Annotated in this window: 28 protein-coding genes; 9 read left to right on the top strand and 19 right to left on the bottom strand. The window is 62.6% G+C overall.

The genetic code is table 11. From position 1 onward, the window contains the following. Positions 1-6 precede the first annotated feature (6 nt). From cueR to AFIDRAFT_RS05310, 3 genes are read right to left on the bottom strand one after another with little or no spacing between them, the layout of a single operon-like run. On the bottom strand, positions 7-402 hold the full coding sequence (gene cueR, locus AFIDRAFT_RS05320; RefSeq protein WP_156786847.1) for a Cu(I)-responsive transcriptional regulator: 396 nt from the start codon (positions 400-402) through the stop codon (positions 7-9). 19 nt (positions 403-421) lie between these two features. Beyond that, the gene (locus AFIDRAFT_RS05315) at positions 422-2,824 is read right to left on the bottom strand and encodes a heavy metal translocating P-type ATPase (RefSeq protein WP_009338198.1); all 2,403 of its coding nucleotides are present in this window, start codon (positions 2,822-2,824) and stop codon (positions 422-424) included. After that, complete coding sequence (locus AFIDRAFT_RS05310) at positions 2,811-3,074, bottom strand: heavy-metal-associated domain-containing protein (RefSeq protein WP_009338197.1); 264 nt, start codon at positions 3,072-3,074, stop codon at positions 2,811-2,813. The genes AFIDRAFT_RS05315 and AFIDRAFT_RS05310 overlap by 14 nt, the downstream gene beginning before the upstream one ends. 439 nt (positions 3,075-3,513) lie before the next feature. Between AFIDRAFT_RS05310 and AFIDRAFT_RS05305 the strand changes: the two genes are divergently transcribed. From AFIDRAFT_RS05305 to AFIDRAFT_RS05290, 4 genes are all read left to right on the top strand, one after another. Next, positions 3,514-3,972 carry a DUF6789 family protein gene (locus AFIDRAFT_RS05305; protein WP_009338196.1) on the top strand — a complete coding sequence of 153 codons (459 nt, stop codon included), beginning with the start codon at positions 3,514-3,516 and terminating at the stop codon, positions 3,970-3,972. Positions 3,973-4,029: 57 nt separating this feature from the next. Continuing rightward, complete coding sequence (locus AFIDRAFT_RS05300; RefSeq protein ID WP_009338195.1) at positions 4,030-5,379, top strand: dihydrolipoyl dehydrogenase family protein; 1,350 nt, start codon at positions 4,030-4,032, stop codon at positions 5,377-5,379. 62 nt (positions 5,380-5,441) lie between these two features. Further along, entirely contained in the window at positions 5,442-6,863 is a 1,422-nt protein-coding gene (locus tag AFIDRAFT_RS05295; protein ID WP_009338194.1) for a radical SAM protein, read from the top strand. Beyond that, on the top strand, positions 6,850-7,692 hold the full coding sequence (locus tag AFIDRAFT_RS05290) for a DUF547 domain-containing protein (protein ID WP_009338193.1): 843 nt from the start codon (positions 6,850-6,852) through the stop codon (positions 7,690-7,692). The genes AFIDRAFT_RS05295 and AFIDRAFT_RS05290 overlap by 14 nt, the downstream gene beginning before the upstream one ends. A 52-nt stretch (positions 7,693-7,744) precedes the next feature. Here AFIDRAFT_RS05290 and AFIDRAFT_RS05285 read toward each other — a convergent pair whose 3' ends face one another. The 11 genes from AFIDRAFT_RS05285 to AFIDRAFT_RS05235 all read right to left on the bottom strand — a co-directional run bounded on the left by AFIDRAFT_RS05285 (position 7,745) and on the right by AFIDRAFT_RS05235 (position 14,134). Then, the gene (locus AFIDRAFT_RS05285; protein ID WP_009338192.1) at positions 7,745-8,347 is read right to left on the bottom strand and encodes a carboxymuconolactone decarboxylase family protein; all 603 of its coding nucleotides are present in this window, start codon (positions 8,345-8,347) and stop codon (positions 7,745-7,747) included. A gap of 37 nt (positions 8,348-8,384) precedes the next feature. After that, on the bottom strand, positions 8,385-8,825 hold the full coding sequence (locus AFIDRAFT_RS05280; RefSeq protein ID WP_009338191.1) for a DoxX family protein: 441 nt from the start codon (positions 8,823-8,825) through the stop codon (positions 8,385-8,387). 12 nt (positions 8,826-8,837) lie between these two features. Further along, positions 8,838-9,092 carry a nitrate/nitrite transporter NrtS gene (nrtS, locus tag AFIDRAFT_RS19985; protein ID WP_040297814.1) on the bottom strand — a complete coding sequence of 85 codons (255 nt, stop codon included), beginning with the start codon at positions 9,090-9,092 and terminating at the stop codon, positions 8,838-8,840. Positions 9,093-9,125: 33 nt separating this feature from the next. Further along, entirely contained in the window at positions 9,126-9,668 is a 543-nt protein-coding gene (locus AFIDRAFT_RS05270) for a carboxymuconolactone decarboxylase family protein (protein ID WP_009338188.1), read from the bottom strand. 22 nt (positions 9,669-9,690) lie between these two features. Further along, on the bottom strand, positions 9,691-10,377 hold the full coding sequence (locus AFIDRAFT_RS05265; protein ID WP_009338186.1) for a haloacid dehalogenase type II: 687 nt from the start codon (positions 10,375-10,377) through the stop codon (positions 9,691-9,693). A 45-nt stretch (positions 10,378-10,422) separates the two neighbouring features. Next, positions 10,423-10,935 (bottom strand): peroxiredoxin-like family protein, encoded by a 513-nt coding sequence (locus AFIDRAFT_RS05260; RefSeq protein ID WP_009338184.1) that lies wholly within the window; start codon positions 10,933-10,935, stop codon positions 10,423-10,425. A 23-nt stretch (positions 10,936-10,958) separates the two neighbouring features. Beyond that, positions 10,959-11,453 (bottom strand): DoxX family protein, encoded by a 495-nt coding sequence (locus AFIDRAFT_RS05255; RefSeq protein WP_050789572.1) that lies wholly within the window; start codon positions 11,451-11,453, stop codon positions 10,959-10,961. 29 nt (positions 11,454-11,482) lie between these two features. After that, positions 11,483-12,289 carry an HvfC/BufC N-terminal domain-containing protein gene (locus tag AFIDRAFT_RS05250; RefSeq protein WP_009338180.1) on the bottom strand — a complete coding sequence of 269 codons (807 nt, stop codon included), beginning with the start codon at positions 12,287-12,289 and terminating at the stop codon, positions 11,483-11,485. Next, the gene (gene bufB / locus AFIDRAFT_RS05245; RefSeq protein WP_009338178.1) at positions 12,273-13,157 is read right to left on the bottom strand and encodes an MNIO family bufferin maturase; all 885 of its coding nucleotides are present in this window, start codon (positions 13,155-13,157) and stop codon (positions 12,273-12,275) included. Before bufB ends, AFIDRAFT_RS05250 begins: the two co-directional genes overlap by 17 nt. A gap of 101 nt (positions 13,158-13,258) precedes the next feature. Further along, the gene (locus AFIDRAFT_RS05240) at positions 13,259-13,606 is read right to left on the bottom strand and encodes a BufA1 family periplasmic bufferin-type metallophore (protein WP_009338176.1); all 348 of its coding nucleotides are present in this window, start codon (positions 13,604-13,606) and stop codon (positions 13,259-13,261) included. A 105-nt stretch (positions 13,607-13,711) separates the two neighbouring features. Next, positions 13,712-14,134, bottom strand: a complete 423-nt coding sequence (locus AFIDRAFT_RS05235; RefSeq protein ID WP_009338174.1) for a DsrE family protein — start codon at positions 14,132-14,134, stop codon at positions 13,712-13,714. Positions 14,135-14,354: 220 nt separating this feature from the next. On the opposite strand from AFIDRAFT_RS05235, the gene AFIDRAFT_RS19325 reads away from it, so the two are divergent. The 5 genes from AFIDRAFT_RS19325 to AFIDRAFT_RS05210 are packed head-to-tail and all read left to right on the top strand — an operon-like array spanning position 14,355 to position 17,577. Further along, entirely contained in the window at positions 14,355-15,011 is a 657-nt protein-coding gene (locus AFIDRAFT_RS19325) for a sigma-70 family RNA polymerase sigma factor (RefSeq protein WP_009338172.1), read from the top strand. Next, positions 15,008-15,679 (top strand): NrsF family protein, encoded by a 672-nt coding sequence (locus tag AFIDRAFT_RS05225; protein ID WP_009338170.1) that lies wholly within the window; start codon positions 15,008-15,010, stop codon positions 15,677-15,679. The genes AFIDRAFT_RS19325 and AFIDRAFT_RS05225 overlap by 4 nt, the downstream gene beginning before the upstream one ends. A gap of 26 nt (positions 15,680-15,705) precedes the next feature. Then, entirely contained in the window at positions 15,706-16,347 is a 642-nt protein-coding gene (locus AFIDRAFT_RS05220) for a TlpA disulfide reductase family protein (protein ID WP_083801622.1), read from the top strand. A gap of 32 nt (positions 16,348-16,379) precedes the next feature. Then, positions 16,380-17,252 carry an S-methyl-5'-thioadenosine phosphorylase gene (locus tag AFIDRAFT_RS05215; protein ID WP_009338166.1) on the top strand — a complete coding sequence of 291 codons (873 nt, stop codon included), beginning with the start codon at positions 16,380-16,382 and terminating at the stop codon, positions 17,250-17,252. Between the two features lie 37 nt (positions 17,253-17,289). Further along, positions 17,290-17,577: a DUF427 domain-containing protein gene (locus AFIDRAFT_RS05210; protein WP_009338165.1), complete on the top strand. Its 288-nt coding sequence runs from the start codon at positions 17,290-17,292 to the stop codon at positions 17,575-17,577. Positions 17,578-17,591: 14 nt separating this feature from the next. On the opposite strand, the gene AFIDRAFT_RS05205 is transcribed toward AFIDRAFT_RS05210, so the two are convergent. From AFIDRAFT_RS05205 to AFIDRAFT_RS05185, 5 genes are all read right to left on the bottom strand, one after another. After that, on the bottom strand, positions 17,592-18,083 hold the full coding sequence (locus AFIDRAFT_RS05205) for a carboxymuconolactone decarboxylase family protein (RefSeq protein WP_245258117.1): 492 nt from the start codon (positions 18,081-18,083) through the stop codon (positions 17,592-17,594). A gap of 67 nt (positions 18,084-18,150) precedes the next feature. Then, the gene (locus AFIDRAFT_RS05200) at positions 18,151-18,759 is read right to left on the bottom strand and encodes a TIGR04282 family arsenosugar biosynthesis glycosyltransferase (RefSeq protein WP_009338161.1); all 609 of its coding nucleotides are present in this window, start codon (positions 18,757-18,759) and stop codon (positions 18,151-18,153) included. Positions 18,760-18,761: 2 nt separating this feature from the next. Then, positions 18,762-19,457 carry a TIGR04283 family arsenosugar biosynthesis glycosyltransferase gene (locus AFIDRAFT_RS05195; protein ID WP_009338160.1) on the bottom strand — a complete coding sequence of 232 codons (696 nt, stop codon included), beginning with the start codon at positions 19,455-19,457 and terminating at the stop codon, positions 18,762-18,764. 5 nt (positions 19,458-19,462) lie between these two features. Beyond that, complete coding sequence (locus AFIDRAFT_RS05190) at positions 19,463-20,884, bottom strand: dihydrolipoyl dehydrogenase family protein (RefSeq protein ID WP_009338158.1); 1,422 nt, start codon at positions 20,882-20,884, stop codon at positions 19,463-19,465. 3 nt (positions 20,885-20,887) lie between these two features. After that, on the bottom strand, positions 20,888-21,457 hold the full coding sequence (locus AFIDRAFT_RS05185) for a TVP38/TMEM64 family protein (RefSeq protein ID WP_245258116.1): 570 nt from the start codon (positions 21,455-21,457) through the stop codon (positions 20,888-20,890). Positions 21,458-21,617 lie beyond the last annotated feature (160 nt).

The following is a 21,617-nucleotide window of genomic DNA, read 5'->3' as shown; positions in this document are numbered from 1 at the left end:
CCTCCGTCAATGCGGCGAGGCTTCGAGTTCCTCGAGAATCGGACATTCGGGACGCTGACCGCCATGGCACCGCTCCGCGAGATCGGCGATCGTCCTGCGGATCGCAGTGAGCTCGGCGATCTTGCGGTCGAGCTCGGCGATGTGTGCGAGCGCGAGCCGTTTCACGTCCTTGGCATGACGACGGCGGTCGCGGTAAAGCGCCAGCAACTCGCCGACTTCCTTGAGCGGGAAGCCTAGGCTGCGCGACCTTTGTATGAAACGGAGCGTCTGGACATCGGTTTCGCTGTACGCGCGATATCGGTTCTCCATCCGCTCCGCTGGCGCGATGAGACCGATCTCCTCGTAGTAGCGGATCGTCTTCGGGGGCACGCCCGAACGGGATGCCACATCGCCGATTGACATGACACCGTTGCTCATCGGTTCAGGCCCTTCCCTTGGTTGTGGGCCGCCAGCGGCGCAGCAGCAATGCGTTCGAGACGACGCTCACCGACGACAACGCCATGGCGGCGCCGGCGACCACCGGGCTCAGGAGGCCCAACGCCGCCGCCGGCATGCCGAGCACGTTGTAGATAAACGCCCAGAACAGCCCTTGGCGGATCTTGGTGTAGGTCGCGCGGCTGATAGCGATGGCATCACCGATCAGGAGTGGATCGCCACGCATCAGCGTGATGCCGGCGGTCTGCATCGCGACATCGGCACCGGTGCCCATGGCAATGCCGATATCGGCCGCAGCCAGGGCCGGGGCGTCATTGACGCCATCGCCGACCATGCCGACATGGCGGCCTTCGGATTGAAGTCGCTGCACCTCGGCGGCCTTCTCGCCCGGCAATACGCCGGCCAGCACCCGCTTGATGCCAAGCTGAACCGCGACCGCAGCCGCTGTGCGTTCGTTGTCGCCGGTCAGCAGCACAGTATCGATGCCGATCTCGTGCAGGTGCCGCACCGCTGCCGCAGCGGTCGGCTTGAGCGGATCGGCGACGGCGATCAGTCCGAGCAAGCGTGAGGGCGCCTCGAGCACTGCAACCCACATCACCGTGCGTCCCCGCTCTTCAAGCGCTGCGGCCTGAGTTTCCATCGCATCGGTCGGCACGCCGTTCTCGCGCATGAGACGACGGTTGCCGATCGCGATGCGGTGGCCGGCTACGCGTGCCGTCAATCCCATGCCGGGATAGCTCTGAAAATCATCGAGCACCGGCAGAGCGAGGCCTTCGGCCTTTGCCAAGACGGCACGTGCCAGCGGGTGCTCGCTGCCTTTCTGCGCCGCGGCGGCGAGTGACAGCAGTTCCGCTTCAGGGATGCCGTCCGGCATGATCTCGGTGACCGCGGGCTTTCCTTCCGTCACAGTGCCAGTCTTATCGAGGATCACCGTATCGAGGCGATGCGCGCGCTCCAGCGCCTCGGCATCGCGGATCAAGATGCCGGCCTTCGCGGCGGCGCCGGTGCCGACCATCAGCGCAGTCGGCGTGGCGAGCCCGAGCGAACAGGGGCAAGCGATGACCATCACCGAAACGGCGGCAATGACGCCGGCGGGAAAGTTGCCGCCGATTAGCCACCAGCCGAAGAAGGCTACCAGCGCGACCGCTACCACGACAGGCACGAAGATCGCGGCCACACGGTCAACGAGGCGCTGCACCGGCGGCTTCTTCGCCTGGGCACTCTCGACGAGCGCGATGATGCGCGACAAGGTCGATTGCGCGCCCACCGCCGTCGTCTCGATCCGCAGCAAGCCGCTGCCGTTGATCGATCCGCCGGTGACTTTGTCACCCGAATCTTTTGCGACCGGCAGACTCTCGCCGGTTAGCAGGCTCTCATCGACCTCACTGTGCCCGCTGGTTACGAGGCCGTCGACTGGCAACCGCTCGCCGGGGCGGACCACGACTAGATCGCCGATAGCAACCGCAGCGACCGGCACCTCGACCTCTTTGCCGTCGCGCTCGACACGGGCGCGCTCCGGCCGCAACGACATGAGCGCTTGAATCGCCGCGGTGGTCGAGCGCTTGGCCCGTGTTTCGAGCCATTTGCCGACCAAAATTAGCGCGATCACGACCGCCGCAGCCTCGAAATACAGATGCGTGCCGGGCGGCCCGGCGAACATGAGATACAGGCTGTAGAAGTAGGCGGCCGAGGTACCGAGTGAGACCAGCAGGTCCATATTGCCGGTGAAGGCGCGGAGCGCCTTCCACGCGGCCACATAGAACCGCGCGCCGACGACGAACTGCACCGGCGTCGCCAAAGCAAGCTGCAGCCAGGCCGGCAGCATGATCCCGAACATCGGCAGGAGCAGCGGTGCACTCAGCGCCATGGCGGCCACGATGCGCCAGGTCTCATGCTTCAAGCGGCGCTCATCGGCGGCGACAATCTGCCGATCGCGCTCGGCATCGCCGGTCAGCAACTCGGCACCATAACCGGCGCGCTGCACCGCCGCGATCAGGTCGGCGGGCCTCAGAATTCCGGCGATACCTTCAACCGATGCCTTCTCACTCGCAAGGTTTACCTCGGCACGTATGACGCCCCTCACGGACGAGAGCGCCTTCTCAACGCGGCCAGCGCAGGTGGCGCAGGTCATGCCGGCGATGGCGAGCTCGCGCGTCTCGTGGAGCACGTCGTAGCCGGCGCGCGTCACCGCCTCGGCCAATGCCGCCGGGGCCACACGCGCTGAATCAAATTGGACATCGGCCTGCTCGCTCGAGAGATTGACCGTGGCGTCAACGCCGGGAAGCGCACGCAACGCCTTCTCGACCCGGCCAGCGCAGGTAGCACAGGTCATCCCCTCGATCGGCAGAAGGACGCGTGCCGGTTCAGCAGCAGCGTCAACTGCGCTCATGCTGTCCTCCTGCAGTCATACCTTGCAGTGGCTGCACGCCATAACCGGCGGCAGTAACGGCTGCGATCAGGTCTTCCAGGCGCGCACCGCCTGCAACCATTGCGCGGCCGCTCGCGAAATCGACCGTCGCGCTGTCGACGCCGGCTACTCGGGCGAGCACCCGCGTGACCGTGTTGGCGCATCCCACGCAGGTCATTCCCGAAATCGACAGCGTGATGCCTCCGGGGCTCTTTGCTTCCAATTCAACCATGGAATCGTATTCCTTCCAGTGAGCTGGAACCTATGTAAGGTTTCCAGTACCTGGAAGGTCAAGGCCGTCTCCTCGGCCTATCTCTCTTTCATGCAGGGCATGAGGTCCCGGATCAGTTCCCCGATTGGCGCTGCCCAAGCCCCAGTAACCTTCGAGCCGCTCCCACCGAACCGTTCAACAAGACCGAGGGCGAAGCGCTCGTGGCCAAAGGCTTGTGAACTGCGGTGCGGTGACCCTGCGTTGGCCCAAATCCCATAGCTTCGGTCGATCGGTCAGGCCCCGCACGTACGACTCAAACCTTCGGTTCTGAGAGCCATACCGCTTTGACGTATTACTGTTATAAATCAATCTCTTACTCGTTAAAGTGGGGGAAACCTTGTCCTGGATGACGCCTTTTATCGGCGTGGGCCGTTGCAATCCTCGTGGAGGTCAACCCGTCATGAACTATGGAACGAACATAGCCAAGGGCATCGGGAGCGGCTTCGTCGCGACCCTCGTCTTATCCGTGATCATGCTGATGAAGCAGGATATGGGCCTCATGCCTGAGCTGAACCCGATCCAGATGATCACTCAAATGAGCGGCGCCGCGTCGCCGGCTGTCGGCTGGCTCGCACACTTCTTCATCGGAACAATCCTGTGGGGTGCCCTTTATGCTTGGCTTGACCCATTCCTGCCAGGCCAGCACTGGTTCCGGGGTGCCATATTCGCGACCGGCGCCTGGCTTGTCATGATGGTCGTGATGATGCCCATGGCGGGCGCCGGACTCTTAGGCCTGCATCTCGGCATGATGGCGCCAATCGCCGCGCTCATTTTGCACTGGATCTATGGGGCCGTACTCGGCGGCATCTATGGAGTCTGGGCGCATGCGGAGCACGCACAGCCTGCCCATGCTCGATAAGCAAACAAGCGATTAGTGGCATGAGCCACTTGGTCTAACGGGAATAGGTAGGCGCTGATGCCAACCCAATATGATCTGGTCGTTATCGGCTCTGGCGTCGCCGCTACGACTGCCGCGTTTCGTTGCCGATCTGCCGGCTGGCGGGTTGCGCTCATCGATCATCTGCCGTTTGGCGGGACCTGCGCGCTGCGCGGCTGCGATCCGAAAAAGGTTCTGGTCGGTGTAGCGGAGGCGCTAGACCAGAGCCGGCGGTTGCGAGGCAAAGGCATCGGCGGTGCGGAACCGTCGATCGATTGGCGTCAGCTCATTGGGTTCAAGCGGAGCTTCACCGACCCGGTGCCGCGCCAGCGCGAAGACGAGCTTGCCAAGAACGGAATTGACGCGTTTCACGGCCGAGCTCGTTTTGCGGGACCGCAGGCAATCGAGGTTGGCGATCAGACGCTGGCGGCGCGCCTCATCCTGATCGCGACAGGCGCCGTGCCGATGCGCCTCGACATTAGGGGTGAGGAGCTTCTCACGACCAGCACCGACTTTCTCGAACTCGACAAACTGCCGAAGCGGGTGGTGTTTGTCGGCGGCGGCTTCATCGCGGCGGAATTCTCCCACATCGCTGTGCGGGCCGGTGCTGCCGTCACCATCCTGGAGCAATCGCCCGAGATCCTGACGCAATTCGATCAGGAACTCGTGGGCATGCTCAAGGCGAAATCTGCCGCCCTGGGCATCGATACCCGTGTAAAGACGCGCGTCGATTCGATCGAAAAGACCGGCAGCGGCTTTCGTATCGCCGTCGCATCCGATGGATTGGGATCGGCTCTGGAAGCCGATCTTGTCGTGCATGCTGCTGGTCGCACGCCTGACATCGAAGCGCTCGATCTCGCCGCTGGAAAGGTCGAGCACGATAAGGGACGGTTGAGGCTGAACGAATTTCTGCAAAGCACGTCCAACCCTGTCGTCTACGCTGCCGGCGACGCCGCGTCGAGCGGACCGCCGCTGACCCCCGTCGCAAGCCGTGATGCCGCGGTGGTCGCTGCTAATATGATCGAGGGCAATCATCAGCGCCCAAACTACGAAGGCGTGGCAAGCGTGGTCTTCACGATCCCGCCGCTCGCCCGCGTAGGGCTGCTCGAAGAAGAGGCCCGCGAGCGGAATTTGCGATTCCGAGTCCGTCACGAGAAAACCACGGACTGGTACACCGCGCGGCGTGTTGGTGAGGATTGTTCGGGGTTCAAGCTCCTCATCGAGGAGGGCACAGACCGGATTCTCGGCGCCCATCTCGTCGGACCGCATGCCGAGGAAGTCATCAATGTTTTCGCGCTCGCGATCCGTGCGGACCTGCCGGCGTCGCGATTGAAAGAGGTGATCTTCGCCTATCCGACAGCCGGCTCCGATATTGGTTACATGCTGTGAGGGCGCGCAGCCGCCGCATGTAGGCTTGCCGAAACCTTTCCCGGCGGTCTGACGAATCTTAAATGATGAAGTTCTGGTCCGCACCCGCTGGGCTCAGGCCCAAGGAAGACTCCGCTGATATCGCCCCGGCAGAGGACGCACGGCGGCTTCACGGCGGCACGAAGGTCGAAGGAACGGCGCTGGACCAAGCCCGACAGACGATGATCGAGACAGGTCAATGGGACGCCCCTCAACACATCGGACGACGTTTGCCGATTGGCTGCATCGCGCTTGAGATCACCCAGCGCTGCAATCTCGATTGCGGCGCCTGCTACCTCTCGGAGCATTCTGAGGCTGTCAAGGATTTGCCGCTCGAGGAGGTCTATCGCCGGATCGAGCTGATTCGAGAGACGTATGGTTCCGACGTCGACGTTCAGGTCACGGGCGGAGATCCCACGTTGCGCAAGCGCGACGAGCTGATCGCGATCGTGCGCCGCCTGCGCGAAATCGGCATGCGGCCCGCACTATTTACGAATGGCATCAGGGCTACCCGCGATCTCCTTATTAGCGTTGTCGAGGCCGGCCTCATCGACGTTGCGTTCCATGTCGACCTGACGCAAGGCCGCCGCGGGTATCAAACCGAACGCGAGCTTAATGATCTCCGTCGCACATACATCGAGCGGGCTCGCGGGCTGCCGCTGTCGGTATTCTTCAATACTACGGTCTTTCAGGGGAACGTCGATCAGATTCCCGACGTGGTGGCCTTCTTCGTTGAAAACAGTGACGTTGTCCGTCTGGCGTCGTTCCAGCCGCTGGCTCAGACCGGCCGCGGGACTCTGCACAGGCACTCTCAGGCCGTCAACACCGCCTCGGTCATCAGGCAAATCGAGAGGGGGACGAGAACGCCGATCTCTTTTGATACTGCCCATGCCGGACATTCCGAGTGCAACCGGTATGCAATGACCTTCGTGGCCAACGGGAATGTCTACGACGTTCTCGACAATCGTGAGCTCTACAATCTCATCATTGCCCGCACCGCCCCATACCGGTTCGACCGCCAAAGCCGCAAGCGTGCCGTCGCTACGTTCCTGCGCTGCCTTGCTACAAATCCCGAAATCGTAGCCAAAGGTGCGCCCTGGTTTCTAAGGAAGCTCTGGCAGATGAGGCACGACCTTGTCGCTGCGCGCTGTCGCGCGAACAAACTGTCGTTTTTTGTCCATAACTTCATGGACGCCTGCGATCTCGATCCGGAGCGTATCAAGGCCTGTATCTTCATGGCGGCGACCCAAGACGGTCCGGTTTCGATGTGCTTGCACAATGCACAACGTGACCAGTACATCCTCCGGCCGCTGAAGCAGGCTGGGGCCGATAAGGGTGGGTGGTGGGATCCTGTCTCGGGCCAGTCGGCCTTGAACATTGAAGATCTCCCGGCACATGGGCCTCTTCCACCGCCTAGCCTACGAAGGAAGAACAAGGTGCTGGGAGTCGCCGATGGTGCGGATTGACGCCTCCTGGCAAAGCCGAACCATCATCAGGCTCATTTGCGCCCATACGGGACGACTTGCGGTCGCCCTAGGATTGACATCCATGCTGCTCAGTCCGTCCGCGGCCTCCCCGCTGGAGAATCGACGTATCGAAGCATGGCAAGCTGAGTGGACCCAGGTACTCCAACGGCATGTGGATGCGAGGGGAAGAGTCGATTTTTCTGGTCTCGCAAACGACCGCGCCGGTCTCGACGAGGCCGTGAAGTTCGTCGCGGCGGTCGATCCGGCCTCGGCGCCGGCCCTCTTTCCGACCGCAGAGGCTCGGCTGGCCTATTACATAGACGCCTACAACGCGCTTGCAATGTATGGCGTGGTCGACACCGGGGTGCCCGAGCGGTTTGACTGGTTCGGCCGGATCAGGTTCTTTTATCTTCGGAAGTTCGTCGTAGGCGGTCGGTCGATTTCGCTCTACAGCCTCGAGAACGACGTCATCCGGCCGATAGGGGACCCGCGTGTGCATTTCGCACTCAACTGCATGAGCGTGAGCTGCCCGAGGCTTCCTCGAACGGCGTACACCGCCGATGGGTTGGACCGCGAACTCGACACGGCTGCTCGCGAGTTCGTCGGTGAGGACCGCAATGTCCATGTCGATCGCGAAACGCGGACGGTCACGCTCTCGGCGATCTTCGACTTCTATACGAAGGATTTTCTCGCCAAGGCGCCAAGCCTAATCGCGTACGTCAATCACTATCGCGCGGTGGCTGTGCCTGCCGACTACAAGGTGCGGTTCGCCGACTACGACTGGACGATCAACAAACAGCGCGGCATCGGGCATTCCGCTTCAGATTGAGAATTGAGGTGCAAGGAAAATGGGAGCGCCGCCTTGACAAGGAAGTCGAGAATTATGCCGGGTCGGGCGCGTGCTTGCCCAGGGTCCAGCCGTGTTGCGAAAGGTGACGCTTGGCAGCCTCGATCGGCGAAGCTTCCAGCTCCGTCGCCATCGTATCGTTGAAGCGATTGAGGAAGCCGAACAACGCGATCACCGCGACGATGTCGACAATCTGAGTGTCGGCGTAGTGCTGCTTCAGCGCCGCGAAATCAGCATCTGTCACCGCGTTCGGGACCTGCGCCGCACACTGCGCCACGCGCAGCGCTGCACGCTCCGCCTCAGAGAACAACGGGCTCGTTTCATATTCCCAGAGCGCATCCTCTTTCTCGGGCGGGATGCCACTGCGCTCGGCGCCATGCGCACCGTGGGCCATGCAGTATCCGCAACCGGCAGCACGGCTCGCCATCTGTGCGACCATGCTGCGGAGTTGCGGCGTTATCGTGGAGGTCGGTCCTTGGATAGCGGCAACAAGCTGCTGAAAGGCTCGAAGGATTTCTGGCCGGCGCGCGAGGATGAGTTGCGAATTTGGCAGAAACCCCATGCGGTTCTGGGTTGCTTCCAGCAACGGCCTTAGATCATTCACGTCATTCAGTGACAACGGTTCCAATCTTGGCATGCGGGACCCTCCCGAAGTGAAGGTTGCGGTCGCTGAGCTAAGTACGTCGGAGGCGGAGCCACCCATCTAGCGAATAGATATCGAACCCGCGCAGCAGATAAAGCGCGATGAGCGCTCCAAGTACGGGGACACCGGCGAGGAACAAATCGTCGCCAGGTCTCGCGATGCCGAACGGATCGAGAAGTTGACGCCAACTGGCGAGCGTCGATGTGGCATGCAGGAGAATGGCAAGACCGTAGACCGGCCGCTGCGCAAACCCAAGCAGCAACGCGACACTGAGCGCCAGTTCCGCCGATCCCATGAAGGCTGGCGCCGCCTCGGGCAGCGCGATTCCGTAGAAATGCGCGGCGATCCGAAGCGTTGCGCCTGGTACCACCAGCTTCCCTACGCTCCACAGCAGCAGAAAGATGCCGAGCGTAAAACGCATAATCAGAACAGCTATGGCCGCGCGCCGGTCCGCAGCAGAATCGTGAGACATTGGCCGTGGGCGTCATCTCGCACTCCGCGGAGCAGTCAGGCGGTAGGAGACTGCGCCATAGGTGGCAACGCAGTACGGTACGGCGAAGGTCAAAATTATCTTGGCCCAGTTGACCCGGCCATCACCGAATAGAGCATCTCCCTGGTTGATCAGATTGAGGATCGTTCCGACGATCAGCGCGACAATAAATGATCGCCGCGGCACACCATCCGAGACGCAGCATTGGCAAATCGCAAAGAGGCGTGGCGTCGGGCGCTGGCCGGTCATGGACCTAGTATAGAGAGTCGGATCCATTGGCGACTACCGGAGCATGGCGATCAACGGGAGATAGCCTCGATCGGCGAGGCGCTCCGATGCGGGCTCTACGTAACCCTGATCGAGTTCAATCCCGAGCCCTTCCACCAGCCGATTCATGAAGTTAAACAGTGCTGTTACCGCGACCGTGTGATAAAGCGCCGTCTCGTTCCAGCCCGCCGCGAGAATGGCGTCGGCATCGTCCTTGGTCACGCTGTCGGGTCGATCGGTCAGCTTTTGCGCGTACCGTAAGACCGGCCGCATTTTCTCAGGTATGACGTTGGTCTCGCAGCCCTCGACCAGCTGTCGGACCGCTCCTTGAGGGATGCCCAACCTCTCAGCAGTTGCCGTATGCACGGCGTGACAGTAGCGGCAATGATTGAGGCCGGATACATAAGCCGCGATCAGTTCGCGCTCCGCTTCAGTGAACGGCGATGAACCGCGCAGCAGAAGCTCGTGGAATTCGATCAGCGGTTTGCTGGTGTCGGGGAAAGCCTTGAATACATCGAGAAGACTCGAACCGGGGCGCAACGAGGGCAGAATTGGCATGGTGCTCTCCAGCGATTTTGACCTAGGCACCAAGAATCCCAGGCAGCTCCGCGAGGGTTGTAACGACACGGTCGGGCTTGCCTGGAAGGTGCTCCGGACGCTGAGCATTGCGATTGCACCAGACAACACGCATCCCGAAAGCGGAAGCCGCATAAGCATCCCAAGCGTTCGATGACTGGAACGCGATCGCGGTGGGCTCGAGCGCAAGCCGATCGACCGCAAGCTGATAGACCTTTGGGTGGGGCTTATAGATGCCGACCTCTTCGACCGACAGAACGGCGTCGATAAGATGGCTGATACGTGCGTGCTGGACCGCCGCCTCGAGCATGGCGGGCGAGCCGTTCGAAAGGATCGCGATTTTGAGGCCCGCCCGCTGCAGACGTTCGAGCGTTGCCGGCACCTCCGGAAAGGCATCGAGCGTCCGGTAGATATCCATCAGCCGCGGGCGTAGATCAGGATTGTTGATAGCGAGCGCATCCAACGCGAAATCGAGCGCGTCGCCAGTGACCTGCCAGAAATCCGCATGCCGCCCCTGAATACTCCTGAGCCATGTATATTGAAGCTGTTTGTCGCGCCACAGCGTGTTCAGCCGATCGAGCTTGTCGCCAAGCAGGTCGCTGCAGCTCGCCGCCGCGGAGGTGAAATCGAACAAAGTGCCGTACGCATCGAAAACGCATGCGCGAATTCCCTCCAGGCGAGCTACGGTCATGATGACCTCCTTGGAAGTTCATGCTCCGCTTTTGGGAACATGCGATCACGCCTCTCCACGGGCCGGGTAATTCTTTTCGATGATGAAGGCGACGGCCTGCAGGATCTCCGCAAACGACGGCCGCGCGAAAGGCATTGTCTGGATAGAGGCGCAATAGAGCGTGCGATCGGGCTGCACCAGAAAGAGGCCCGGTTCGGCGAATAGGGCGGGCTCCTCCGGTTTGATCGAGCTCGAAATGTAGAGATCCCACTGCCGGGCCTGCTCGATGCTCAAAGCGTAAGCGATCGTGAGGTGCTCGATGCCCCATTCGCTCCGCGAGCGCTCAGCGCGTTCTTGAGTGTCGGTGCTGATGGCGACGGCGTCGACGCCGCGCTTTGCAAAGTCTTCGAGCTTACGGTCGAGGTCACGCAAATAGCCTTTGCAGATCGGGCAGTGCAGTCCGCGGTAAAACACGAGCATCGAGAAGGACTGCGGCGCTCTGGCAGAGAGGTTGAAGCGGCCGCCACCTACAATCGGCAAATCGAGAGCGGGAATCTCAGTGCGTGGCTTGAGCAACATGGCCAACTCCGTTTGTGGTTTCCTCAGTCCGTTTTCGCCTGCGCCGTCTGACGTCCCGGACGTCGCCAGGACCAGCTCAGCGCAATCAGATGGTCAAGCGACAGCTTTCCCGGCCCCAACGCGATGATAGCGACGGCGAGCGACGCCCACGGAAGGTGAAAATTCGCCCATCCCTCGGGCACAACAAGCTGGATGACGACGGTCATCACCAGTAGACCAAGCGCGCTGAACCGTGTTGCGAGTCCGATCACCAGGAGCACGGGAAGGGCGATCTCGGCCACGCTGTCGAGCAACGCGAGCGTGTCCGGCATGGGGAAGCTGTAAGCCTGCCCGAAGATGTGGAGCTTGAATTGGTCTTCGAACAGAAACTGCGCGGTTGGCGCCAGCGACAGGAAGCCGTCCCATTTGGTCAGGCCGGATTTGAAGAATGGCACCGCGAGCGCGATCCGGAGCAGCGGAGGCGCAACGACCTGCGCGACGCAAGCAAGCCAAGCAATGACCGCTTCGAGCGCGGCCATGAGTCCTGGAAGGGAGAGCCTCGTGCCATTCATCGTGTGTGCGACCCCACACGGTGATTGGTGCTCGTCGCTGGACGACTACCGACGAAGACGCCGGCGCCGAGAAGCGCCGTCAGGTTTGCTGCAAGGTCGAACTGCGCCGACTTGTGTAAACCCGCCTTCGCAGCCTCGACGAGGCGATGACCTTGAGCCAAAGCCTTGATGAACTCCGCGCCTCCCGCGGGGACGGAACGGACCTCGACTTCCGCATCCGGCCGCGTCACAAGCGCATCTTCGCCCCCGGAATCGAGATTGACCGGGGCAGGCACGCCATCGGCGACGTTCATGCGCCAGATCGTCAGCGCCGGAAATTGCGAGCGAACGATCCGAACGGACGGATGAAGCATGAAGCAAAGCTCGGCAGCTTCGTCGCCCGGGATGCAGGACAACATCGCCGGATCGAGCGGGCTGCCTTCCGGCGCGTGATACGCTTCGGTCCAAGCCCGCTCTATCCGGGCGACGTCGGCGAGGTAGGGCAAGGAACCCGCCGCCGCGAACCGGGCGATGAAATCCGGGAAGCCCGCACCGTAATCAAGAAGGATGGGCGAGTCCGGTGGCTCGAGGAGCGCATGGGTGCGGGCCATGGCGCGGAAGAACTCCTCGCCGACGATCCGGCGCGTCGCCGGAAAATTGGCCGCTAACGCATCGATCAGGGCGACGCTGACATTGTTGCGGTAGACGGCGAAGCGCCGCGCGCTGTTCTCACCGTCGGGGCCGACAAGCCCCAGCGGCATCCGACGCGCCGGATCGAGCAGCGCCGCGGCAAAGTCGGCCTGGCGCTCAGCCAGCGAGGGCACGGTGGTATTCCTTTTGGCATGCCGCGAGCATGACCGCTTCGGCGCGATCGGCTTCGGCTTTTAGTCCGGGCCACGCGGGTATGTTGGCGTCCCATTCGATGAGCGTCGGTACCGGTCCGATCAGCTCGATAGCGTGTTCGAACAGGCCCCAGACGATGTCCGCGACGCGCTGATCGTGGCTGTCGATCAGAAGCGGTCGCCCTTTCTCGTCCTGTTCGTGCGCATGACCGGCGAGGTGGATCTCTTGGACATGCGCGAGCGGAAAGTTGTCGATGTAGGGCACTGGATCCCATTGCTGGTTGGTCGAGGCGACATAGACATTGTTGACGTCGAGGAGTAGGCGGCAGCCCGTCCGCCGGACGATCTCGGTGATGAAGTCGATTTCGGAATAGGTGCTCTCGGCGAAGGCGAGATAGGTTGCGGGATTCTCCAACAGCATCCGGCGGCCAAGCGCATCCTGCGTTTCGTCGATATGCGCGCAGACGCGCGCGAGAGACTCGGTCGTGTAGGGCACCGGCAGCAGGTCGTCGAGAAACGCGGACCCATGTGTCGACCAGGCGAGGTGCTCCGAAAACAATCCGGGCTCGTAGCGTTCGATCAGGTGTTTCAGGCGTTGCAAGTGCGCACGATCGAGCGGACGATCCGCCCCAATCGAAAGGCCCACGCCGTGCAGCGAGAGCGGATACCGGTCGCGGATTGCGCCGAGATAGCGGTGCGGGGGTCCTCCCGCTCCCATGTAGTTCTCGGCGTGAACCTCGAAGAAGCCGATGTCCGGGCGCGTCTCAAGGATCGTGCGGTAATGGTCCGCCTTGAGTCCCACGCCGGCGCGTGGCGGGACCCCGTGCTCCCGTGCTACATGCGATGCCATAGCTGCTTCCCTCCGCCGTTCGTTGCTGGTTGGCGGACCGAAGATAGGCAGGTGCCCCGCCTACCTTCGGTCGTCGCCGGGCAACCGACTGCTGCTTTCGCTCAGGTCGACTTCGGCGTCAGGCTTCCGGGGCCATTCGGCGTATTGATCGTGGTGCAGGTTCCCTTCGCCACCAGCTTGAAGGCGTTGCCCTGGTAGTTGGCGGTGCTCGTACCGGCGCAGGTGGTGCCCGCTCCGGCGTAGCAGTCGTTCTTACCTTTCAGCGCCACGCCGTAACACTGGTCGAATTTGCCGGTCTTCATCTGCGCCATCGTCTTGGCCTGATTTTCCTTCATCATCTTTTCTTGGTCGGCCTTGCTCATTTGCGCGTTGGCCGGCACCGCAGCGAATGAGCCGACGGCCGTGGCCAAAGCGCCCGCGACCAGCAGCGATAGAGTTCGATTGGACATGCCTACTCCTCCGTTGTTGACGGCCTCGGATCGAGGCTGACAATCTGAGGTTCGCTGGGAGGCGTTCCTGGGTTACGGGGGGCAGAATATTCCCGCGGACAGTCGCTACGGCCGGATATAAGACCAGCCCGCCTCCTCCAATTCGACAATGCGGACGATGCCGAATGGAACGATCCGGGTTCCCTCGATGAGAGGCATCGGATGCCCCTCTCGCTGCTCGATGATGGTCTTGCTGCTTCCGCACACCGTGAACGCGATCTCAGGGAAGTTCGTGTGGATGTATTCCAGCACGTCCCCGACCGGCGACTTGTCTTCCCGGAACATGGCGATGCCGGCGCCGTAGGCGACGATCTCGATTTCAACGGGTTCGCGCGTGTCCCGGAAATTTCGGACCAGATTCACGGAGTTCGAGACCACGTGCTTCATCGGCGCGACATCGTCGGCGTTGATCTGGAACACGACCTGGTGGGCACGCGGGTGAAGGGTCTCGGCCAAGACCCCGCCGATGCCGAGGGTGATGACGATCATGGCGGAGACCGCAAGCCAGGCCCTCCTCGAGTGCAGCCAAGCCAATCTCACCCCGCCGTCCCCCTCGCAGCAACTACGATTAAAGATTCGACCTTTTCTCCTCGAAGGTTACGGAGACCGCGAAAAATATTCAGGTCGGAACGGCGAGTAATCTCGTGTATCCCTCAGAGGGTCGAGCAAGCGGCCAAATAGCCCGTATCGCGTGAAGGACGTTTTGAAGATGACCTCTGGCCCGCGCAAACGCGTGCCACCCTTGACCCTTGTCAAAGGTTCGTCAGGGAGCGGCGACGCGCCACGCGATTCAGGTGATGACGCCTCGGGTGGGCGCGAGCTCAACTGGTCGATCCTGATGGCGCATGCGCAGGCCGGTGACGCCGGTGCCTACCGCCGCCTCCTTGCAGAGATCTCGCCCTACCTGCGCAGCCTTGCCGCGCGACGCCACCGAGATCCGGCCGATGTCGAAGATACGGTCCAGGACATCCTCCTGACGATCCACGCGATCCGAAACACCTACGATCCGACTCGGCCGTTCGGGCCATGGCTCGTCACCATCGCTCATCGCCGCATCATCGACCGGCTCCGGCGACGCGGACGATTGCAGTCCCGCGAGCAGCCGTTGACTGCCGAACACGAAACCTTGCCGACCGAGCAAACGAACATTGTTGATGAGATGTCGGATCGGCGCGAGTTGCACGAGGCCGTCGAGCACCTGCCCGCCAGCCAACGTGAAGCCATCCGACTGCTGAAGCTGAAAGAGATGTCCTTGAAGGAGGCCGCAGAGGCAACCGGCATGTCAGTTACGGCACTGAAAGTAGCAACTCACCGGGCGCTCAACAGCCTTCGAAAGATGCTCTCTCGAGGGAGCGGAGACCAGTGACCACAACACCTGACCTGATCGACCTGCTTGCCGCTAACCTCACGCCTGTCCGCCGCCTGCGCCCGCCGATGGCGCGCGCGGCGACCTGGCTGGCGCTGGCTGCCGCCATTGTCGCGCTGCTGGCCATTGCCCAGGGCCTGCGGCCTGATATCGCGATGGTTTCGCGTCAATCGGGCTTCCTGGTGAGCCTTGGCGGCGCAGTGCTGACGGGCGTGTTGGCTACCATCGCCGCCTTCATGCTGAGCCTCCCGGACCGCTCCCGCCTTTGGATCGTCCTTCCGGCGCCAGCGCTGGCGCTCTGGCTCTCCAGCATCGGATACCAGTGCCTGACCAACTGGGTCAGCGTGCAACCCGGTGCGGTGACACTGGGCGAAACCGCTCGATGCTTTGCAACACTCGTGCTGACTAGCCTCCCGCTGTCGCTCGCATTGCTCCTCATGCTCCGCTATGCGGCGGCGCTGCGGCCGACTTCCGTCGTGTTCGCGGGCAGCCTCGCCGTTGCGGCGATCACGGCGGTCGCCCTTTCGCTGTTTCATGGTGCCGACGCAACTGCGATGATTCTGATGTGGAATCTCGGCACCGCCGGCATGTTCGTCGGCCTCGGCAGCATTTTCGGCAAGACCATGTTCTCGTGGGTGGCGCCTCGCCCCGACCTCCACGTCGCGTGACGGTCGCACATGAACGTTTCCGGCACATGATTCGGGTAGCGGTTCATCTGCTGCGGCTACAAGGCGCGAACCCGTCTTTTGCTTCGGGCCAACGTCTCGCGGCTGTCCTCGTAGCTTTACTGGTTCTCGGGGCAGTTCCCGTTGCCAGGGGCGGCACCCTGCAACCGCCCGTCTTTCGAAGCAGGAGCAGCCAGTTCATCTTGTTGCGCCCTGTTGACCCGGCACCTTCTACGACAATCGAAGGAATCGACGGCTCGCCTGTTAATCTGACTCGGTTTCGCGGCCGAGTAGTTCTTCTCAATTTTTGGGCAAGCTGGTGCCTGCCCTGCGCTTACGAAATGCCTTCGCTCGACCGACTCGCGGCGACCGTCGATCCGTCTCGCGTCGGCATCGTCGCCGTCGCAATCGATCAGGGAGGCGCTGCGGCGGTCGTGTCGTTCCTGCGCGCGCACGGCCTCACGCATCTCACCGTCGGGCTCGATCCTGACCAACGCTTGGGGTCCCTCAATACCGGCCACGTGTCCGCCGACGCGCTGCCTCTCTGGGGCTTGCCGATCACCTATATCATCGACAAGCACGGCGAGGTCGTGGGCTACATCACGGGGGCCGCCGAATGGGACTCGCCGAAAGCGCAGGCGTTTCTCAACTACTTCATCAACGCGAACTGACGGCATTTCTCGATGCGGCAAACGAGGAGAATATGACGATCTTGGGCGTTCTGGGCGGCAGCGGCGTCTACGACATGGCCGGTCTCAAGAACGCCGCGTGGCGGCGGGTTTCATCGCCGTTCGGAGAAACGTCGGACGAGTTCCTGTTTGGAGAGCTGGATGGCCTGGAAGTCGTCTTTGTCCCGCGGCACGGTCGGGGCCATCGGCATACGCCGAGCTCGATCAACTACCGCGCCAACATCGACGCTCTGAAACGCATTGGTGTCACCGATCTCCTCTCAGTCTCGGCCTGCGGGTCTCTACGCGAGGATCTGTCCCCAGGCCGGTTCGTGGTCGTCGACCAGTTTGTCGATCGCACAGTTGGGCGAGAGACGACCTTCTTCGGAGAAGGGCTGGTCGCCCATGTGTCGATGGCGCACTCAACTTGCGACAGGTTTGCGCAAGCCGCGTACGAATGCGCCTGTATGGCCGAAATTCCCGTGACCCTCGGCGGCACGTATCTCGCGATGGAGGGCCCGCAATTCTCCAGTCTTGCGGAATCGCGGATGTATCGGAGCTGGGGCTGCGACGTGATCGGGATGACGAACATGCCGGAAGCGAAGCTCGCCCGCGAAGCGGAGATCTGCTTCCTGACCGTCGCGATGGTCACCGACTTCGACTGCTGGCATCCGGATCATGCCCACGTTCAAGTCTCCGACGTCGTGCGAATCCTCGAAGAGAATGCGGAAAGAGCGAAGCTGCTAATACGCATGCTGGCGCCTCGACTGCGGGACGCACGGTCCATCCCGTGTCCGGCGGGCTGCGATCGCGCGCTCGATCATGCCGTCATCACCGCTCCCGCGGCACGTTCCCCCGATATGCTCGCGAAGCTCGACGCCATCGCCGGTCGCGTGCTGAAGCAATGATCGAGCTTGTCGTCCACGCGACTTGGAAGAGACCATCATGATCAAAGCTATTTGGAACGGAAGAGTGATCGCCGAATCGGATCGCACGGAGATCGTCGAGGGTAACCACTATTTTCCGGCCGAGTCGCTGCGCGCAGAATTCTTCCGGCCCAGCGAGACGCATACCGTGTGCCCCTGGAAAGGCGTCGCGAGCTATTACACGCTGGAGGTTGACGGTAAGAGCAATCCCGATGCGGCCTGGTATTATCCGGACCCGAAACCGGCGGCGCGCAAGATCGCAGGCCGAGTGGCGTTCTGGAAGGGTGTCGGCGTTGAGACGACCTGACCGCCGGGCAACCCTTAGCTGTCGTGGATGACGGCGCGAGGTTCCGAAGGCCGTTGCGGGATGCGGCAGAATCCCTGGGCGGGCACATCCAATGCAGCGTTGAACTTCGACGACAGGTTCTGAAAGGCGATCAGCCCTGTGAGCTCGACCAGCGCGTCGTCGCCCGAATGCGCCTTCATCCTCGTGCGCAGATCGTCGTCTACCCGATTGAGCGTCATCGCTTCCGCATATTCGAGCGCCAGCCGCTCCTCGCCGTCGAACAGTGCGCTGCCTTGCCATTGAGCCAGCGCGTCGATCTTCTCCATCGAGACGCCTCGCTTCGCAAGCGTCGCCGCATTGATGTCGACGCAGAAGGCACAATGGTTGATCTGCGATACGCGAACAGTGACGAGCGAACGCAGAGCCGGCGCGATGGGCGAGGATCGGCGATCGAGGGCGCCGTAAAGAAGCGCGACGCCCGCAAAGACCCATGGGGAGCGGCCCCAGAGGAGGCCCGGGTCGAGCACGCGCCCGTAGGTCCGCCGCTGTTTCCAAAAGAACAGGCGAATGAACCAGGGATATCGCCCAATCGGTTTAGACGCTACGGTAGGCATCGGAGACCTCCCGCCGCCCGTTGAGGCGCCAAGCCTCGCCGTCGTCGACGTCGCAGAGTGTCCTCAGCATCGCAACCTCGTTGTCGGTAAGATTCGCCAGCGTATCGGCGAGCGCGTGCTCGCTCGACCACCGCACCTTCGCGAACGGATCGATGAACCGCGGCAGGCGACGGAGCCCGACAAGCCAGTAGCCGCCGTCCGTGGCCGGCCCAAAGACTGCACTCTTTGGCCCCAGGGCGCGGAACGCCGCAGCGATGTCGGACGCGGCGATATCCGGGATGTCGCTGCCGATGATCACTACCGGCCCGGGCGGCAATCCGCGCGCGACCCTTGCCATGCGCCGTCCGAGATCGCCGCTCCCCTGCGGGAGGGTTGCAACGCCGCGTGGCCAGGGACCGGAGCGGTCGGGGGTGATACCGAGCCAGGTCGTCCAGCGGGGATCGCGGCCCAGGCGGCGCAGCAGCCCCGCCAGCGTGACGCGCTGGAACCGGAGGGCTTCGACCGCGCCGATGTCCCGCGCCAGCCGGCGCTTGCCCCGGCCCAAGCGCGGCTGCCGCGTGAAGATGACAAGGTGCCGTGCGCAGCGCATGTTCAACCATAGAGCCTTGCGATCAGGTGAGGCGGCACGCCTAGGAGATAGAGCGTCAGGCACGCTAGATTCCGCAGACTTCGGCGTCGCCAGCCGTCGCGGCACCAGCGTTCGGCCGAGGTTTTGGCAGCAGACTCGAGGATCGTCAGCCGACGCCGTCCGATATGGCGCACGAGATCGACGTCCTCCATGAGCGGCCAGGCGCGGAACCCGCCAAGAGAGAGGTAGAAATCGCGTTGTATCAACAAGCCCTGATCGCCATAGGGTAGGCGTAGATACCGCGTGCGCCACGCGACGCGGCGCTCGAGACGCCGTGCCTCGGCACTCGGATCATCGAGCCCGAAGCGGAAGGTAGCGGCGCGCATCAGATTGGAGGGGTCCGCGATGAACCTCTTCGCCTCTTCTTTCCAGCTCCCGGTCAGAACCGTATCCGCATGCAAGAACAGGAGCCATTCGCCCTCGCTTCGCATCGCGCCTTCGTGCAATTGAATGCCGCGGCTGGCGCCGGTTACGACAACTCGCGCGCCCATCGATCGTGCGACTTCGGTCGTGTCGTCGCGCGAGCCGCCGTCGACGACGACAATCTCTCGGACTCCGCGGCAGGCAGAGATGGTTCCGCGCAGATGGCCTGCTGCGTTGATCGTCGGAATGATCACCGACACTTCGAGAGAATGCGAGCACGCGTCGTCGCCGGTCATGGCGCTTAACTCAACCACAGGAGGAGACGAACCAGCCGCTTCGGCCATGGGCGGAAGAGTTTCGGCGCATAAAATGCGCTTGCCGCGCTCTTCGAGATTTCACCGCGGGTGGGGTAAGGCAGGATCAGCGCAGTAAGAGCGCTCAGTTTCAATTTCCGCGAAATCGCGAGAGCCCAAAGCTGGATGAGTTCGCCCGCTTGGCTCCCCAAAATCGTCGCGCCCAGGATCGTCCCTTTCTGGTTGGTTATGATCTTGATCCCGCCAGAGATCTCCCGCTCGGCCTGGGCGCGGTCGTTGTCCGTGAAGTCGGCTCGCGTCACGCGGACACGATCACCGAGCAACTCGCGCGCCTGAGCCTCAGCGAGTCCGACGTGCGCGAGCTCAGGATCCGTGTAAGTAACCCACGGAAGCGCCCGATAATCGGCCTTGGCGGGCAGGCGGAAGAGGGCATTACGGATGACGATCCCAGCCTGATAGCTCGCGGCGTGCGTGAACAGAGGGCCGCCGATCACGTCGCCCAACGCATAGACGCGCTTGTTCGATGTCCGTAGCTGGGCATCCACGACAACGCCTTTTTCGGTGTGAAGGACTCCGCCCGTTTGAAGGTCGAGCCCGGCCAGCCGCGGTCGCCGGCCGGCGGCCACCAGCAGGTGTGAGCCGATAATCGGCTCCGGCTGACCGCCCAATCCGATGGCGATTCCATTACTGGTCGAGGCGACGCTTGCGATCTCGACTTCTTCGTGGATGGCGATTCCCTCGGCCGCGAGCTCCGCGCGCAATAGCTCAACAAATTCGGGCTCGTCCTTCGGCAGCAACCGTCGTCGCTGGAAGATCGTGACCGAGCTGCCGAGGCGGCGGAAGGCTTGCGCCATCTCGACGCCGATCGGGCCGCCGCCGATGATCAGGAGATGATCGGGACGGGCGTTGAGGGAAAAGACCGATTCGTTGGTGAGGTAAGGAACTGTGTCGATGCCCGGAATATTCGGCACCGCGGCCGTGGACCCCGTGGCGATCACGATCCGCTTCGTCCGGACGCGCACACCGCCGCCTTCGATCTCGCCGGGTCCCGCAAAGCGCGCGGGGGCTTTGATCACCCGTACCCCTAAGCTTTCGAACCGCTCAACCGAATCGTGTGGCGCGATGGCCGCGATCACCTGGCGCACATGGGCGACGACTGCCGAGAAATCGATCCGCACGTCGGAGCCATGAATGCCAAACCGGGCAGCTTGTCGGATATTTCGGGCAGCGTGGGCCGCCGCGAGCAGTGACTTGGAGGGCACGCATCCGTAGTTGAGGCAATCGCCGCCCATCTCGCCGCGTTCGAAGAGGATGGTGCGGGCGCCGAGCATCGCGGCGCCGGCCGCCACAGAGAGGCCCGCCGACCCGGCGCCGATGACGCAAACATCGCATCGCAGTGCTTTCGGCATGTGCTACCTCGACCTGCCACGCCGTAGCCGTCGGTATCCGATTGGGATCAGCGAAAGACCCGCGAGCGCCAAAAGGGGCACGAGAATGCTCGGCGAAAACAGAACGCCGAGATCGGGCTTTCGGCCCTGATCCAAGATCCGGCCGAGACCGTTTCCGACGCCGGCGTACACCGCAGCGCCTGGAATGATCCCAAGGAACGTGCCGGCAACGAAGGTCCGCGGCGGCACGTCGAGAAAGGCGGCAGCGAGGTTGATAAGCCAAAAGGGAAAGAGCGGAACAAGCCGCAGGAAGACAAGATAATTGAAGGTGTCTTCCCGGAAGCCGTCCTTGAGTCGTTGAAGGGCGCCGAGGGCGCGGCCACGCAAAAACTCGCCGAAACTGGTGCGGGCGATCAAGTAAAGTAGCGTCGCGCCAACCGTCGCGCAGACGACGGCCATGGCCGTGCCCAGGTACAATCCAAAAAGAAAACCCGCGCTCATCGTAAGGATCGACGAGCCGGGAAGGGAAAGGGTCGTCGCGGCTACGTAGACAGCTGCGAACGCCAAGGCGGCGAGCGTGGGCGTCTCCGCCACTTGCGACAAGAGCCACGATCGATTGGCCGCAAGCGCATCGAAGGTGAGGTATCGGTCGAGATGTAATCCGATGACGAGGAAAAATCCGAGCGCGATAAGGCCTGGAAGCAAAGCTATCCGAGCCCAGTTTCGTCGCATCCGCCCGTTGCGGCTCGCGGAA

The sequence above is a fragment of the Afipia sp. 1NLS2 genome (assembly GCF_000178995.1).
In the GTDB taxonomy this organism is placed as follows: Bacteria; Pseudomonadota; Alphaproteobacteria; order Rhizobiales; family Xanthobacteraceae; genus Afipia.
This window is presented reverse-complemented; position numbering and strand designations above follow the sequence as displayed.